Annotated in this window: 14 protein-coding genes; 13 read left to right on the top strand and 1 reads right to left on the bottom strand. The window is 43.4% G+C overall.

Features of this window, described 5'->3' with window-relative positions; genetic code table 11:
• Positions 1-12 precede the first annotated feature (12 nt).
• Positions 13-783 carry a 16S rRNA (uracil(1498)-N(3))-methyltransferase gene (locus WA279_RS02190; RefSeq protein WP_015384126.1) on the top strand — a complete coding sequence of 257 codons (771 nt, stop codon included), beginning with the start codon at positions 13-15 and terminating at the stop codon, positions 781-783.
• Positions 783-2138, top strand: a complete 1356-nt coding sequence (mtaB, locus tag WA279_RS02195; RefSeq protein ID WP_336154110.1) for a tRNA (N(6)-L-threonylcarbamoyladenosine(37)-C(2))-methylthiotransferase MtaB — start codon at positions 783-785, stop codon at positions 2136-2138. The genes WA279_RS02190 and mtaB overlap by 1 nt, the downstream gene beginning before the upstream one ends.
• Before the next feature lie 35 nt (positions 2139-2173).
• On the opposite strand, the gene WA279_RS02200 is transcribed toward mtaB, so the two are convergent.
• A complete protein-coding gene (locus WA279_RS02200; RefSeq protein ID WP_336154113.1) occupies positions 2174-3097 on the bottom strand; it encodes a Na/Pi symporter in 924 nt (307 codons plus the stop codon).
• Between the two features lie 172 nt (positions 3098-3269).
• Between WA279_RS02200 and rpsU the strand changes: the two genes are divergently transcribed.
• The 11 genes from rpsU to WA279_RS02255 all read left to right on the top strand — a co-directional run bounded on the left by rpsU (position 3270) and on the right by WA279_RS02255 (position 12358).
• Complete coding sequence (gene rpsU / locus WA279_RS02205; protein WP_003152957.1) at positions 3270-3443, top strand: 30S ribosomal protein S21; 174 nt, start codon at positions 3270-3272, stop codon at positions 3441-3443.
• A 14-nt stretch (positions 3444-3457) separates the two neighbouring features.
• A complete protein-coding gene (locus WA279_RS02210) occupies positions 3458-3904 on the top strand; it encodes a GatB/YqeY domain-containing protein (RefSeq protein WP_003230022.1) in 447 nt (148 codons plus the stop codon).
• A gap of 130 nt (positions 3905-4034) precedes the next feature.
• The gene (locus WA279_RS02215; protein ID WP_336154115.1) at positions 4035-5348 is read left to right on the top strand and encodes an NfeD family protein; all 1314 of its coding nucleotides are present in this window, start codon (positions 4035-4037) and stop codon (positions 5346-5348) included.
• A gap of 21 nt (positions 5349-5369) precedes the next feature.
• Positions 5370-6365, top strand: coding sequence for a flotillin-like protein FloA (floA, locus tag WA279_RS02220; protein ID WP_251187919.1), 996 nt, complete (start codon positions 5370-5372; stop codon positions 6363-6365).
• Positions 6366-6389: 24 nt separating this feature from the next.
• Positions 6390-6809, top strand: a complete 420-nt coding sequence (locus tag WA279_RS02225; RefSeq protein ID WP_336154117.1) for a hypothetical protein — start codon at positions 6390-6392, stop codon at positions 6807-6809.
• A 56-nt stretch (positions 6810-6865) separates the two neighbouring features.
• Positions 6866-7147: a sporulation protein YqfC gene (yqfC, locus tag WA279_RS02230; protein ID WP_122060480.1), complete on the top strand. Its 282-nt coding sequence runs from the start codon at positions 6866-6868 to the stop codon at positions 7145-7147.
• 18 nt (positions 7148-7165) lie between these two features.
• On the top strand, positions 7166-8362 hold the full coding sequence (gene yqfD, locus WA279_RS02235; RefSeq protein ID WP_336154121.1) for a sporulation protein YqfD: 1197 nt from the start codon (positions 7166-7168) through the stop codon (positions 8360-8362).
• The gene (locus WA279_RS02240; protein ID WP_014477373.1) at positions 8359-9318 is read left to right on the top strand and encodes a PhoH family protein; all 960 of its coding nucleotides are present in this window, start codon (positions 8359-8361) and stop codon (positions 9316-9318) included. The genes yqfD and WA279_RS02240 overlap by 4 nt, the downstream gene beginning before the upstream one ends.
• Positions 9319-9396: 78 nt before the next feature.
• Positions 9397-11532 carry a cyclic-di-AMP phosphodiesterase PgpH gene (gene pgpH, locus WA279_RS02245; RefSeq protein WP_010886570.1) on the top strand — a complete coding sequence of 712 codons (2136 nt, stop codon included), beginning with the start codon at positions 9397-9399 and terminating at the stop codon, positions 11530-11532.
• Complete coding sequence (gene ybeY / locus WA279_RS02250; RefSeq protein ID WP_003230039.1) at positions 11533-12006, top strand: rRNA maturation RNase YbeY; 474 nt, start codon at positions 11533-11535, stop codon at positions 12004-12006. It begins immediately after the preceding gene.
• A complete protein-coding gene (locus tag WA279_RS02255; RefSeq protein ID WP_015384119.1) occupies positions 11987-12358 on the top strand; it encodes a diacylglycerol kinase family protein in 372 nt (123 codons plus the stop codon). The genes ybeY and WA279_RS02255 overlap by 20 nt, the downstream gene beginning before the upstream one ends.
• Positions 12359-12463 lie beyond the last annotated feature (105 nt).

A 12463-nucleotide genomic window follows, 5' to 3' on the forward strand; every position in this document is an offset into this window, starting at 1 on the left:
GTGTCACAGCGTATGCAACGATATTTTATCGAGCTCACGAAGCAGCAAATAGAGGAAGCGCCGGCTTTTTCGATTACCGGCGAAGATGTTCATCATATTGTGAACGTGATGAGAATGAATGAGGGAGATCAGATTATCTGCTGCTCTCAAGACGGCTTCGAGGCAAAATGTGAACTTCAATCTGTTTCCAAAGATAAAGTGTCCTGCCTTGTGATAGAATGGACGAATGAAAACAGAGAGCTTCCGATAAAGGTCTATATTGCGAGCGGCCTTCCGAAAGGAGATAAGCTTGAATGGATTATCCAAAAGGGGACTGAGCTCGGAGCTCATGCCTTTATTCCTTTCCAAGCCGCGCGTTCTGTTGTCAAGTTGGATGACAAAAAGGCAAAGAAAAAGCGGGAAAGATGGACGAAAATTGCAAAGGAAGCGGCTGAGCAATCGTACCGTAACGAAGTGCCGCGAGTAATGGATGTCCATTCTTTTCAGCAGCTTCTTCAAAGGATGCAGGATTTCGATAAATGTGTCGTTGCATACGAGGAGTCATCGAAGCAAGGGGAAATAAGCGCATTCAGCGCGATTGTAAGCAGCCTTCCGAAAGGATCATCTCTATTGATCGTATTTGGTCCCGAAGGCGGTTTAACAGAAGCGGAGGTTGAACGGCTCACAGAGCAAGACGGTGTGACGTGCGGCCTTGGACCGAGAATTTTAAGGACAGAAACCGCTCCGCTATACGCGTTGAGCGCGATTTCTTATCAAACAGAGTTATTAAGAGGTGATCAGTAATGGCAACTGTTGCTTTCCATACGCTTGGCTGTAAAGTCAACCATTATGAAACAGAAGCAATCTGGCAGCTTTTCAAAGAAGCGGGCTATGAAAGAAGAGACTTTGAACAAACAGCTGATGTATATGTCATTAATACATGTACGGTTACAAATACGGGAGATAAAAAAAGCCGCCAAGTGATCAGACGCGCCATTCGTCAAAATCCTGACGGTGTCATCTGTGTCACAGGCTGCTATGCGCAAACCTCACCTGCTGAGATTATGGCGATCCCCGGTGTCGACATTGTAGTCGGAACACAGGACCGTGAAAAAATGCTTGGCTACATTGACCAATATCGAGAAGAACGCCAGCCGATTAACGGTGTCAGCAACATCATGAAAGCAAGAGTATATGAAGAGCTTGATGTGCCTGCTTTCACGGACCGGACAAGAGCGTCATTGAAAATACAGGAGGGCTGCAATAATTTCTGCACATTCTGTATCATTCCGTGGGCGAGAGGCCTGCTCCGCTCCCGCGACCCTGAAGAAGTCATTAAACAAGCGCAGCAGCTTGTCGATGCCGGATATAAGGAAATTGTTCTTACGGGTATTCATACAGGCGGCTACGGCGAAGATATGAAAGATTACAACTTCGCGAAGCTTTTGAGCGAATTAGACACCCGTGTGGAAGGCGTGAAACGGATCAGAATTTCTTCAATCGAAGCCAGCCAAATCACTGACGAAGTGATCGAGGTCTTAGACCGCTCAGATAAGATAGTGAATCATTTGCATATTCCTATCCAATCCGGATCAAACACAGTGCTTAAACGGATGAGACGCAAATATACAATGGAATTCTTTGCAGACCGTTTAAATAAATTGCAAAAAGCACTGCCAGGCTTAGCTGTTACTTCTGATGTTATCGTCGGATTCCCTGGAGAAACAGAAGAAGAATTTATGGAAACCTATAACTTTATTAAAGAACATAAATTCTCTGAGCTGCATGTTTTCCCTTACAGTAAACGTACAGGAACACCAGCTGCGCGAATGGAAGACCAAGTGGATGAAAACGTGAAAAACGAACGTGTGCACCGCCTGATTGCTCTTTCTGACCAGCTTGCAAAAGAATACGCTTCTCAGTATGAAAATGAAGTGCTTGAGATTATCCCTGAGGAAGCGTTTAAGGAAACAGAAGAAGAAAATATGTTTGTCGGTTACACAGACAATTATATGAAGGTTGTTTTCAAAGGTACGGAAGATATGATCGGCAAAATCGTAAAAGTCAAAATCCTAAAAGCAGGTTATCCTTACAACGAAGGACAGTTTGTCCGTGTGGTTGAGGATGAAATAACTGAACACATGCGTTTGTCTTCTTAACCTAAAAAATCGGTGCATTAAAATGTACCGGTTTTTTATTTAGCTGGAATAAGAAAGTGAATCAAGCGGTAAAACAAGTTTGTAAGCGGAAGAAATAAAAGAGCTGTTACTACATTAAATAAAAGGCTGAAATGAGCAATCCTTTGGGCAGGATCGGGTGATAACTGCTCTACAAAGCCGGTCGCTGCGGTCAGAAAAGGCAATACTAGAGCCACCCCTAGCACGTTAAATACCACATGCGCATACGCTGTCTGTTTCGCCGCATATCCGCCGGATACAGCAGCCATGACAGCTGTAATGCATGTCCCGATATTGGATCCGAGTACGACGCTCATCGCCTGTGTCAGTCCGATAATCCCTTCATTCATAAAACTCATCAAAATGCCGATACAGACAGAACTGGAGTGAATGATGGCAGTTAACACCATCCCGATGAGCAAAGCGGCCCAGTTTGAATCGTTAACATGGTATAGAACGTCGGCTCCCGTTTTCAGCTTCGTCAGCGGCCCGGCAAGGTGGCTGAATCCGCTGATGCAAAAGAAGATGATGCCCAGTCCGAGGAAGCTTGTTCCCAGCTGTTTCAAAGGATACCTGCCAGTCAGAAAAAACAAAAAACCTCCTATTAAAAGAACCCAAATCAAAATATCCATTTTGATAGCAATAAATTCAGTTGTAAAAGTAGAGCCAACATTCGTCCCCAGAATCATCGGTATCGTCCGCTTAAAAGAAAGAACGCCCGCACTTACAAAGCCGATGACAATGACCATAAAGGCTGAACTGCTCTGAAGTATCCCCGTAAATACAATGCTGATAAGAAACGCTTTTAACGGATGGTCTGTAAATAAAAGCAAACGATCTTCAATTTTTGAGTACGCCATAGAAATTAAGCCTTTTCGAAGCATGTTCATGCCTGTGAGAAAGAATAATATAAGAGCAGTAAAGCTAATCAGAATTAACATCCTATTCACCAACCCCTTTCTTTCATTATATAGACAGGCAGTCGCACTCATGACGGAAAAGTGAACTCACTTAGTTGACCTGACTGATGGCTTATATTATAATGTCAAAGTACATGTTTATATGTGTAACTTAAAGGTAGTCGATTGGTGTATTCGGAGGGAGGGAAAGAGAATGTCAAAAACGGTCGTTAGAAAAAACGAATCGCTTGAAGATGCTCTTCGTCGCTTCAAACGCAGTGTATCAAAGACAGGTACTTTGCAAGAAGCAAGAAAGCGTGAATTTTATGAAAAACCTAGCGTAAAGCGCAAGAAAAAGTCTGAAGCTGCTAGAAAACGCAAATTCTAAAAGAGGGTGGATTTATGAGTCTTCTTGAGCGTCTCAACCAGGATATGAAGCTGTATATGAAAAACCGTGAGAAAGACAAACTGACTGTCGTTCGAATGGTTAAGGCTTCACTTCAAAATGAAGCAATTAAGCTTAAGAAAGACAGTTTGACCGAGGATGAGGAACTCACTGTCCTTTCTCGTGAACTTAAGCAACGTAAAGACTCCCTCCAGGAATTTTCAAACGCTAATCGTTTAGATTTAGTAGATAAAGTTCAAAAAGAGCTGGACATTTTAGAAGTTTATTTACCTGAGCAGCTGTCAGAAGAAGAGCTGCGTACAATCGTAAATGAAACCATCGCGGAGGTCGGTGCGAGCTCAAAAGCGGACATGGGCAAAGTGATGGGGGCAATTATGCCTAAAGTAAAAGGTAAAGCTGACGGAAGTTTAATTAATAAGCTTGTGAGCAGTCAACTGTCTTAAATGGCAAAGAAAAGGACATCTTTCTAAGAGAGATGTCTTTTTTTATACATAAAAAAATGAAACCTTTGATACATTTGTTACGTATGAAGAGAAGGCACTTATTATAAAAGGAAGGAGGGATACACCGCCCTTGCTTCAAATCAAAGGATTCCGTGCTGCTCTTTTGAGTATATTATTGCTTTCTTTATTAGGCGTACAACTGAACGCAAAAGCAGAAAAACAAACTGTTTATGTGATTCCGGTTGAAAAAAATGTCGAACAGGGTCTCGCCTCGTTTTTGTCCCGTTCGTTACAAGACGCAAAGGATGCACATGCAGACCATATTATTCTTGATATCAATACCCCGGGGGGATTGGTCAAATCTGCTATTGATATGGCCGATTTGATAACCGAAAGCGAGATCCCCGTAACTGCATATGTCAACAAACGCGCGTTGTCTGCTGGTGCATATATTGCACTTCAAGCAGATCACATTTATATGGCGCCTGGCGGAAAAATGGGAGCCGCCGCGATTGTTGATGGCCAAGGCAATGCCGCTGACCAAAAAGCTCAATCACTTTGGCTGGCAGAGATGGAAGATGCCGCAGTGAAAAATAACCGCGATCCAAAATATGCGCTCGCAATGGCTGACCCAGATATAGATGCCAAGGAAGTCGGCGCGCCTAAGGGAGATCTGCTGACACTTAACGCAGACAAGGCAATTGAGGTAGGCTATTCAGAAGGCACTGCTGACAATTTGTCCACGCTCGTAAAGAAGCTTGGGTTCGAAAAGGCGCAGATCAGCTATGCAAAGGAGAGCTTTGCGGAAAAGACAGCAAGATGGCTGACGAATCCGGTCATTGTCCCTATTCTGCTGACAATCGCTTTTTTAGGTCTGACGGTGGAGCTTTTTTCCCCGGGTGTCGGCCTCCCTGGAACGGCTGGATTCATTGCGTTATTGCTGTTCTTTTACGGGCATCTTGCAGCCGGCCTTGCCGGGTATGAGACGGTTCTCCTCTTTATAGCAGGGGTGATTCTCATTCTGCTTGAGATTTTTCTTCCCGGAGGAATCATTGGATTACTGGGCTTGGGAGCGATTATTGCGAGCCTGTTTTTAGCTGCGGGGAGCTTCACTGTCATGGCGGTTTCTCTCTTGATCGCCTCAGCTGTTTCGATTACAGCGTTTATTTTACTGACAAGGGTGTTGGGAAAACGTATGAAATTCTTTAAGAAATTGATATTAAATGATTCTACAAACACGGAGAGCGGCTACGTTTCAAATCAAACGCGCACGGACTTAATAGGAAAAGTGGGTATAACCTTTACACCGCTGCGTCCTTCCGGTACCGTGATTATTGATGATGAACGCCTTGACGTTGTTTCGGAGGGATCGTTTACAGAAAAAGATAAAAAAGTAAAAGTGATTAAAGTAGAAGGCTCACGCATTGTCGTGAGAGAATTTTAAATAGAAACGAGGAGAAGTTATATGGATCCGTCAACACTTATGATTCTGGCAATTGTCGCAGTAGCGATCATTGTTTTGGCAGTATTTTTTACATTTGTGCCTGTAATGCTTTGGATTTCAGCTTTGGCAGCCGGAGTGAAAATCAGCATTTTCACTCTAGTTGGGATGAGGCTTCGCCGTGTCATTCCGAATCGGGTTGTTAACCCGCTGATTAAAGCGCATAAAGCGGGACTTAATGTTGGAACAAACCAGCTTGAAAGCCACTATCTGGCTGGAGGTAATGTTGACAGAGTCGTCAACGCGCTTATCGCCGCTCAGCGAGCTAACATTGAACTCACATTCGAGCGCTGTGCTGCCATTGATCTTGCAGGTCGGGACGTGTTGGAAGCTGTTCAAATGAGCGTTAATCCTAAGGTGATTGAAACACCGTTTATTGCCGGTGTCGCAATGGACGGGATTGAAGTGAAAGCGAAAGCGAGAATCACAGTAAGAGCGAATATCGAGCGCCTCGTTGGGGGAGCAGGGGAAGAAACCATTGTAGCTCGTGTAGGTGAGGGGATCGTTTCTACAATCGGTTCATCTAATAATCATAAAAAAGTGCTTGAAAACCCTGACATGATTTCTCAGACAGTCCTTGGAAAAGGATTGGACTCAGGAACTGCGTTTGAAATTCTCTCAATTGATATTGCAGATGTAGATATCGGCAAAAACATCGGTGCAATTTTACAAACCGATCAGGCCGAGGCTGATAAAAACATCGCGCAGGCAAAGGCGGAAGAACGACGTGCGATGGCTGTCGCTCAAGAACAGGAAATGCGTGCCCGCGTAGAAGAAATGCGCGCGAAAGTGGTAGAAGCCGAGGCGGAAGTGCCGCTTGCGATGGCAGAAGCTTTGCGTGAAGGGAATATTGGCGTCATGGATTACATGAATATCAAGAACATCGATGCTGACACAGAAATGCGTGATTCATTCGGCAAGCTGACGAAAGACCCTTCGGATGAAGACCGCAAATCATAATCTCTCTAAGAAGGGAGAACGCTGATGGAAGATTTACTGACCAATCCGCTTATTATTGCAGCGATCATCGGAATCATTTCTGCGATTTTCGGCAAAAAGAGCAAAGAAGAAAAGCAAAGCAGCCAAAAAAGAAAAAAACCTCAACACGTCCAATCTGCTTCTCCTCAAAAGAAGCAGTCAAAAGAAGATGCCCCTGCACCTATCCCTAACCGTATGGAACAGGCAAGACGGGAAGCGGAAGAAAGACGCAGGGAAACAGCAAGAAACCTGAAAGGGCTGGAACAAGATCTTGCTGCTGCCAAACAAAAAACAGTATACACAAAACAAAAAATGCTTGAGGTGAATAAAGACACCGTCGTACAGGGGATCGTTCTAGGAGAGGTGTTCGGGCCTCCACGGGCGAAAAAACCTCACCGTACGATGCGCTCGGCCCGTAAAAATTAAAGTGTTAGAACCTCCTTTCAAATCATACATATGAGATGAAAGGGGGTTCTTTTTGTATGGGGCAAAGAAAGAATCGTATGAAAGCTTGGCTGACAAGAGCATTGGAAATTCCCCCGGACGTTATGATGGATCTGCCGAGGATTACAATGGTTGGCAGACTTCATATCTACATAGAAAACCACAGAGGTCTTTTGCTTTTCAGTGAGAATGAAGTGAGGCTGATGCTGAAGCAGGGCCAGTGCATCATATCTGGTGAAAATTTTGTCATCAAGGCGATTCTTCCGGAAGAGATACTTTTGGAGGGTACGATTGATGTCGTTCGATATGTTGAGTCATAAAGCCGAGGGGGAAATGTTGTGAAAAATAAATGGCTGTCTTTTTTTTCGGGTAAGGTCCAGCTTGAATTGACGGGAAGAGGGATTGAGCGGCTCCTTAATGAATGCACAAGACAGGGGATTCCGGTCTTTCATGTCAAAAAAAAGAAAGAAGCCGTATCGTTATATATACAGCTTCAGGATGTACATGCCTTTCGGCGGGTGAGAAGTAAATTTAAATGTAAAGCCCGATTTATCAATCGGAAGGGTTTTCCCTTCCTGTTGATAAAATCAAAGCTGAATATAGGGTTTACGATCGGTTTTGCGATTTTTTTCATCCTTTTGTTTTTGCTGTCCAATATGGTGTGGAAAATTGATGTGACAGGCGCTAAGCCTGAAACAGAACATCAAATGAGGCAGCATCTTAATGAAATCGGCGTCAAAAAGGGCCGTCTGCAGTTTTTAATGATGTCGCCCGAAAAAATACAGAAATCATTAACCAATGGAATAGACAATATCACTTGGGTCGGAGTTGATCTGAAGGGGACGACCATTCACATGAAAGTTGTGGAGAAAAATGAGCCCGAAAAAGAAAAGTATGTTAGCCCGCGCAATATTGTCGCCAAAAAGAAAGCAACCATTACGAGAATGTTTGTGCAAAAAGGACAGCCCATGGCCGCCATACACGATCATGTTGAAAAGGGGCAGCTGCTTGTTTCGGGACTGATCGGCAGCGAAGACCATCAACAGGAAGTCGCCTCAAAAGCAGAAATTTACGGAGAAACCTGGTATAGATCAGAAGTGACAGTCCCGCTTGAAACATTATTTAACGTCTATACGGGCAAAGTAAGGACAAAGCACAAGCTTTCTTTTGGTTCTTTGGCAATCCCGATCTGGGGGATGACGTTTAAAAAAGAGGAATTGAAGCATCCAAAAACAGAACAAGAAAAGCATTCGCTTCATTTTCTCGGGTTTAAGCTCCCTGTATCCTATGTCAAAGAGCAAACGAGAGAAAGTGAAGAGGCTTTGCGAAAATATACGAAAGAAGAAGCAGTTCAAGAAGGCACTAAATTGGGTAAACAGGATGTAGAGGATAAAATAGGCGAAAACGGCGAGGTGAAAAATGAAAAAGTTTTGCACCAGACTGTTGAGAATGGTAAAGTAAAGTTGATTATTCTCTACCAAGTTATAGAAGATATCGTTCAAACCACACCTATTGTCAGGGAGACTGAAGAATGACAGAACATTTACTTGCGATGAATCAAAAACTGAAAAACCCGGACGAGGCGCTTTCACTCTTCGGGAACCAAGATTCTTTTTTGAAATTGATGGAGAAAGATCTGAATGTAAATATCATTACGCGCGGCGAGACGATTTATGTTTCAGGCGATGATGAATCGTTTCAGATTGCAGACAGGCTGCTGGGATCGCTCCTCGCTTTAATTCGCAAGGGGATAGAGATCTCTGAACGTGATGTGATTTACGCCATCAAAATGGCAAAGAAGAATGAACTTGAATACTTTGAAAGCATGTATGAAGAAGAAATTACAAAAAACGCAAAAGGCAAATCAATCCGTGTAAAAACAATGGGACAGCGGGAATACGTGGCCGCTATGAAGCGGAATGACCTTGTATTCGGCATTGGTCCGGCGGGAACGGGGAAAACGTACCTGGCTGTCGTAAAAGCAGTCCATGCTTTAAAAAACGGACATATCAAAAAAATCATTTTAACAAGACCTGCCGTGGAAGCCGGTGAAAGCCTTGGTTTTCTCCCAGGTGACCTAAAAGAAAAAGTAGATCCTTATTTGCGCCCGCTGTATGACGCTCTCCATGATGTGCTTGGGGCAGATCATACAGAACGTCTGATGGAAAGAGGCATCATTGAAATTGCTCCGCTCGCATATATGAGGGGACGGACGCTCGATGATGCTTATGTTATACTTGATGAAGCACAGAATACCACGCCTGCTCAAATGAAAATGTTTTTGACGAGACTGGGTTTTGGCTCTAAAATGATCATTACAGGTGACGTTAGCCAAATTGATCTGCCGAAAGGCGTCAAATCGGGACTTGCAGTAGCGAAGGAGATGCTGAAAGGAATAGACGGCATTTCTATGATTGAGCTAGACCAGACAGACGTGGTCAGACATCCGCTTGTTGCGAAAATTATTGAAGCATACGATAAGCAAAATTAATGCTGAATGACCCGATCGCGCGTTATCGGGTCATTTTTATGATTGCTTATGGGCTTGATGTTTCAAGAGGAGGTTCTTGTGTTGAAAAAGAAGGCTAAGACCAAAAGCAGCTCGAAAAAATGGAGCAGTTTTAAAAATGCCCGCTCCATGCATGTACTGCTGTATCTTCTGCTGGCTGCCATTATGTTTGCTTTGCTCTTTGTACATGTTAAGCCGGAAACACTTGATTTAGACCTGTTTTCAGTCAGCGACAAGACCATTTACGCTCCGGCAACCGTAGAAGATCAAAAAGCCACAGAGGAAAAAAAGCAAGCCGCTGAGGACGCGGTTGAAGATCAATATACATTAAAAAAAGAATATACAGACAATCGGATTGACCTTGTGTCATCAATATTCGACAGTATTAGTGAAGTGAAAAAATCATCAGAAGAAGGCAGTAAATCACCATCGGAAAAATCAATGGTCAAATCTGTAAAGGACAAATTGACATCAGATGTGAATGATTCTATATCGGAGGATTCCATCAAGACATTGCTGAAAGCAGACAGTGAAGACTTTTCTTTTGTCAGAGATACGGTCATTACCGCAGTAAATACGGTCATGAGCAGTGAAATCCCTTCGGATAAACTATCTGATGCAAAGGATAAGGTAGAAAAAGAGCTAAAGAGCAATTCTATTCCGTCTAAATACTTGGGAGCTGCGACAGAAATCGGGCGTTTTGCTATTATTCCGAATTACGTCTTCGATCCGAAAGCAACAGAGGCAAAACGGCAGGAAGCTTCAGATAATGTCCAGCAGGTTCAAATCAAACAGGGACAAGTGCTCGTGGAAGAAAATGACCTCATTGATCGGGAAGTGTACAGGAAACTTGAGCTGACCGGGTTATTAAATAACTCAAATCTCTTTAAACCGATCAGCGGGCTATTGATTATGATCGGACTTTTCATTGCAACACTTGTATATTATTTTGAAAAACAGAAACAAAATCTGAAGTTTAAAAATCAATCCATTCTGTTATTCTCGATTATCACAACACTTTTGCTTGTGATCATGGAGGTTGTCAGTTTGTTTCAGAAGATGGAGTATAATAATATCGGCTATCTGGTCCCCATTGCGGCCGGCGCCATCTTAATCAAACTGCTGATGAATGAACGCATTGCCATTTTGGGAAGTATCATTCTTGCGATTTGCGGAAGTATGATGTTTAATCAGGGTGTGACAGGAACATTCAATTATGTCATAGGGATTTATTATTTGATCAGCGGCATTTCAGGTGTATTATTTTTAGGAAAACACAATGCAAGATCAAAGATTTTGCAGACCGGACTTTTCGTGGCGTTTATTAATATGGTTGTCGTTTTATCCTTATTATTGATCCAGAACACTGCGTTGTCGGGTCTTGAAATCGGCACGTTAATGCTCATGGGGGTTGTGTCGGGGTTTGCTTCATCTGTATTGATCATCGGCCTGATGCCGTTTTTTGAGACGGGCTTTGGCATTTTATCCACCATGAGGCTGCTTGAGCTGTCTAATCCTAACCATCCGCTATTGCGCAAAATACTGACAGAAACACCAGGTACATATCATCACAGTGTAATGGTTGCCAATTTATCAGAGGCAGCCTGTGAAGCGGTTGGGGCTAATGGTTTGCTTGCAAGAGTCGGCGCATATTATCACGATCTCGGAAAAACAAAGCGCCCGCAATATTTTATTGAAAACCAAATGAATATTGACAATCCGCATGACAAGCTGTCACCTCAGTTGAGTAAAAATATTATTATCTCGCATACGACAGACGGTGCGAATATGCTGAGAAGCTATAAATTTCCGAAAGAGCTTGTCGATATTGCTGAGCAGCATCATGGAACCTCGCTTTTAAAGTTTTTTTACTATAAAGCGAAGGAAAAAGGCGACCAGATTACAGAGGAAGAGTTCCGTTATCCGGGGCCGAAGCCGCAGTCAAAGGAAGCCGCAATTATATCAGTGGCCGACAGTGTTGAAGCGGCCGTCAGATCCATGCACAATCCAAATCCTGAACGAATTGAAAAGCTTGTCCGGGGTATTATATCCGATAAGCTTCAGGACGGACAGTTCAGTGAATGCGATTTGACATTTAAAGAGCTGGATACAATCGCAAAAACGCTCTGTGCAACATTAAAAGGAATTTTCCACTCCCGGATTGAATATCCGGAGGCTACTAAGAAGGTGAAATAGATGAGTTTACTGATTGATATCGTTGATGAAACAGGAAGCGTCTCAGAAGAGATGCTCAAAGAAGTAGAAAATCTGCTTCAATTTGCCGCTGAGCGTGAAGGCGTTCAAGACCAGGCTGAAGTTTCTGTCACGATTGTTTCCAATGATGACATACATCAGATTAACAAAGAATACCGGGGAAAGGATGCTCCGACAGATGTCATCTCATTTGCTCTTGAGGAAGAGGGGGAAGGCGAGATCGAAATCGTGGGCGCCGAAATGCCTCCGGTTTTAGGTGATATTATCATCAGTGCCGATCGCACAAGAGAGCAGGCAGAGGAGTATAATCATTCTTTTAAAAGAGAGCTCGGATTTCTAGCTGTACACGGATTTCTGCACCTTTTAGGATATGACCATATGACGAAAGAGGAAGAAGAGGAGATGTTTACTAAGCAAAAGGAATTGCTGGACGCTTATGGACTCAAAAGATCATAGAAATGAGCTGAAGCGATTCTTCAAAAGCTTCGTGCATGCAGGCCGGGGCATCTGGGAAACAGCGCGGACGGAGCGGAATTTCCAATTTCATGCCGCAGCCGCCTGCGCTGTTCTCATTTGCGGCTTCCTTGTAGAGCTCAGCATGATTGAGTGGATGATTATATTCCTTTTGATAGGCGGTATGTTTTCGCTTGAGCTTTTAAATACAGCCATTGAACATACGGTTGATTTAATAACTGACAAACATCACCCTCTTGCTAAAGCGGCCAAGGACGCTGCCGCCGGGGCTGTTTGCGTTTTTGCCGTGATTTCGTGTATCATTGGTTTACTTATTTTTTTGCCAAAGCTGTAATGGCTGAAAATTCTTACATTTATTTTACATTTTTAGAAATGGGCGTGAAAAAAAGCGCGCGATTATGTAAAATATAAAGTGATAGCGGTACCATTATAGGTAAGA

It is taken from the genome of Bacillus sp. 204(2023) (assembly GCF_037027505.1).
GTDB classification, from domain to species: domain Bacteria; phylum Bacillota; class Bacilli; order Bacillales; family Bacillaceae; genus Bacillus; species Bacillus subtilis.

Coding starts and splice junctions, on each gene's coding strand:
- WA279_RS02210 (WP_003230022.1), top strand. CDS start 3,458: ATGAGTCTTCTTGAGCGTCTCAACCAGGATATGAAGCTGTATATGAAA.
- WA279_RS02225 (WP_336154117.1), top strand. CDS start 6,390: ATGGAAGATTTACTGACCAATCCGCTTATTATTGCAGCGATCATCGGA.
- floA (WP_251187919.1), top strand. CDS start 5,370: ATGGATCCGTCAACACTTATGATTCTGGCAATTGTCGCAGTAGCGATC.
- yqfC (WP_122060480.1), top strand. CDS start 6,866: ATGGGGCAAAGAAAGAATCGTATGAAAGCTTGGCTGACAAGAGCATTG.
- WA279_RS02200 (WP_336154113.1), bottom strand. CDS start 3,097: ATGTTAATTCTGATTAGCTTTACTGCTCTTATATTATTCTTTCTCACA.
- ybeY (WP_003230039.1), top strand. CDS start 11,533: ATGAGTTTACTGATTGATATCGTTGATGAAACAGGAAGCGTCTCAGAA.
- rpsU (WP_003152957.1), top strand. CDS start 3,270: ATGTCAAAAACGGTCGTTAGAAAAAACGAATCGCTTGAAGATGCTCTT.
- WA279_RS02255 (WP_015384119.1), top strand. CDS start 11,987: ATGGACTCAAAAGATCATAGAAATGAGCTGAAGCGATTCTTCAAAAGC.
- mtaB (WP_336154110.1), top strand. CDS start 783: ATGGCAACTGTTGCTTTCCATACGCTTGGCTGTAAAGTCAACCATTAT.
- WA279_RS02190 (WP_015384126.1), top strand. CDS start 13: ATGCAACGATATTTTATCGAGCTCACGAAGCAGCAAATAGAGGAAGCG.
- WA279_RS02240 (WP_014477373.1), top strand. CDS start 8,359: ATGACAGAACATTTACTTGCGATGAATCAAAAACTGAAAAACCCGGAC.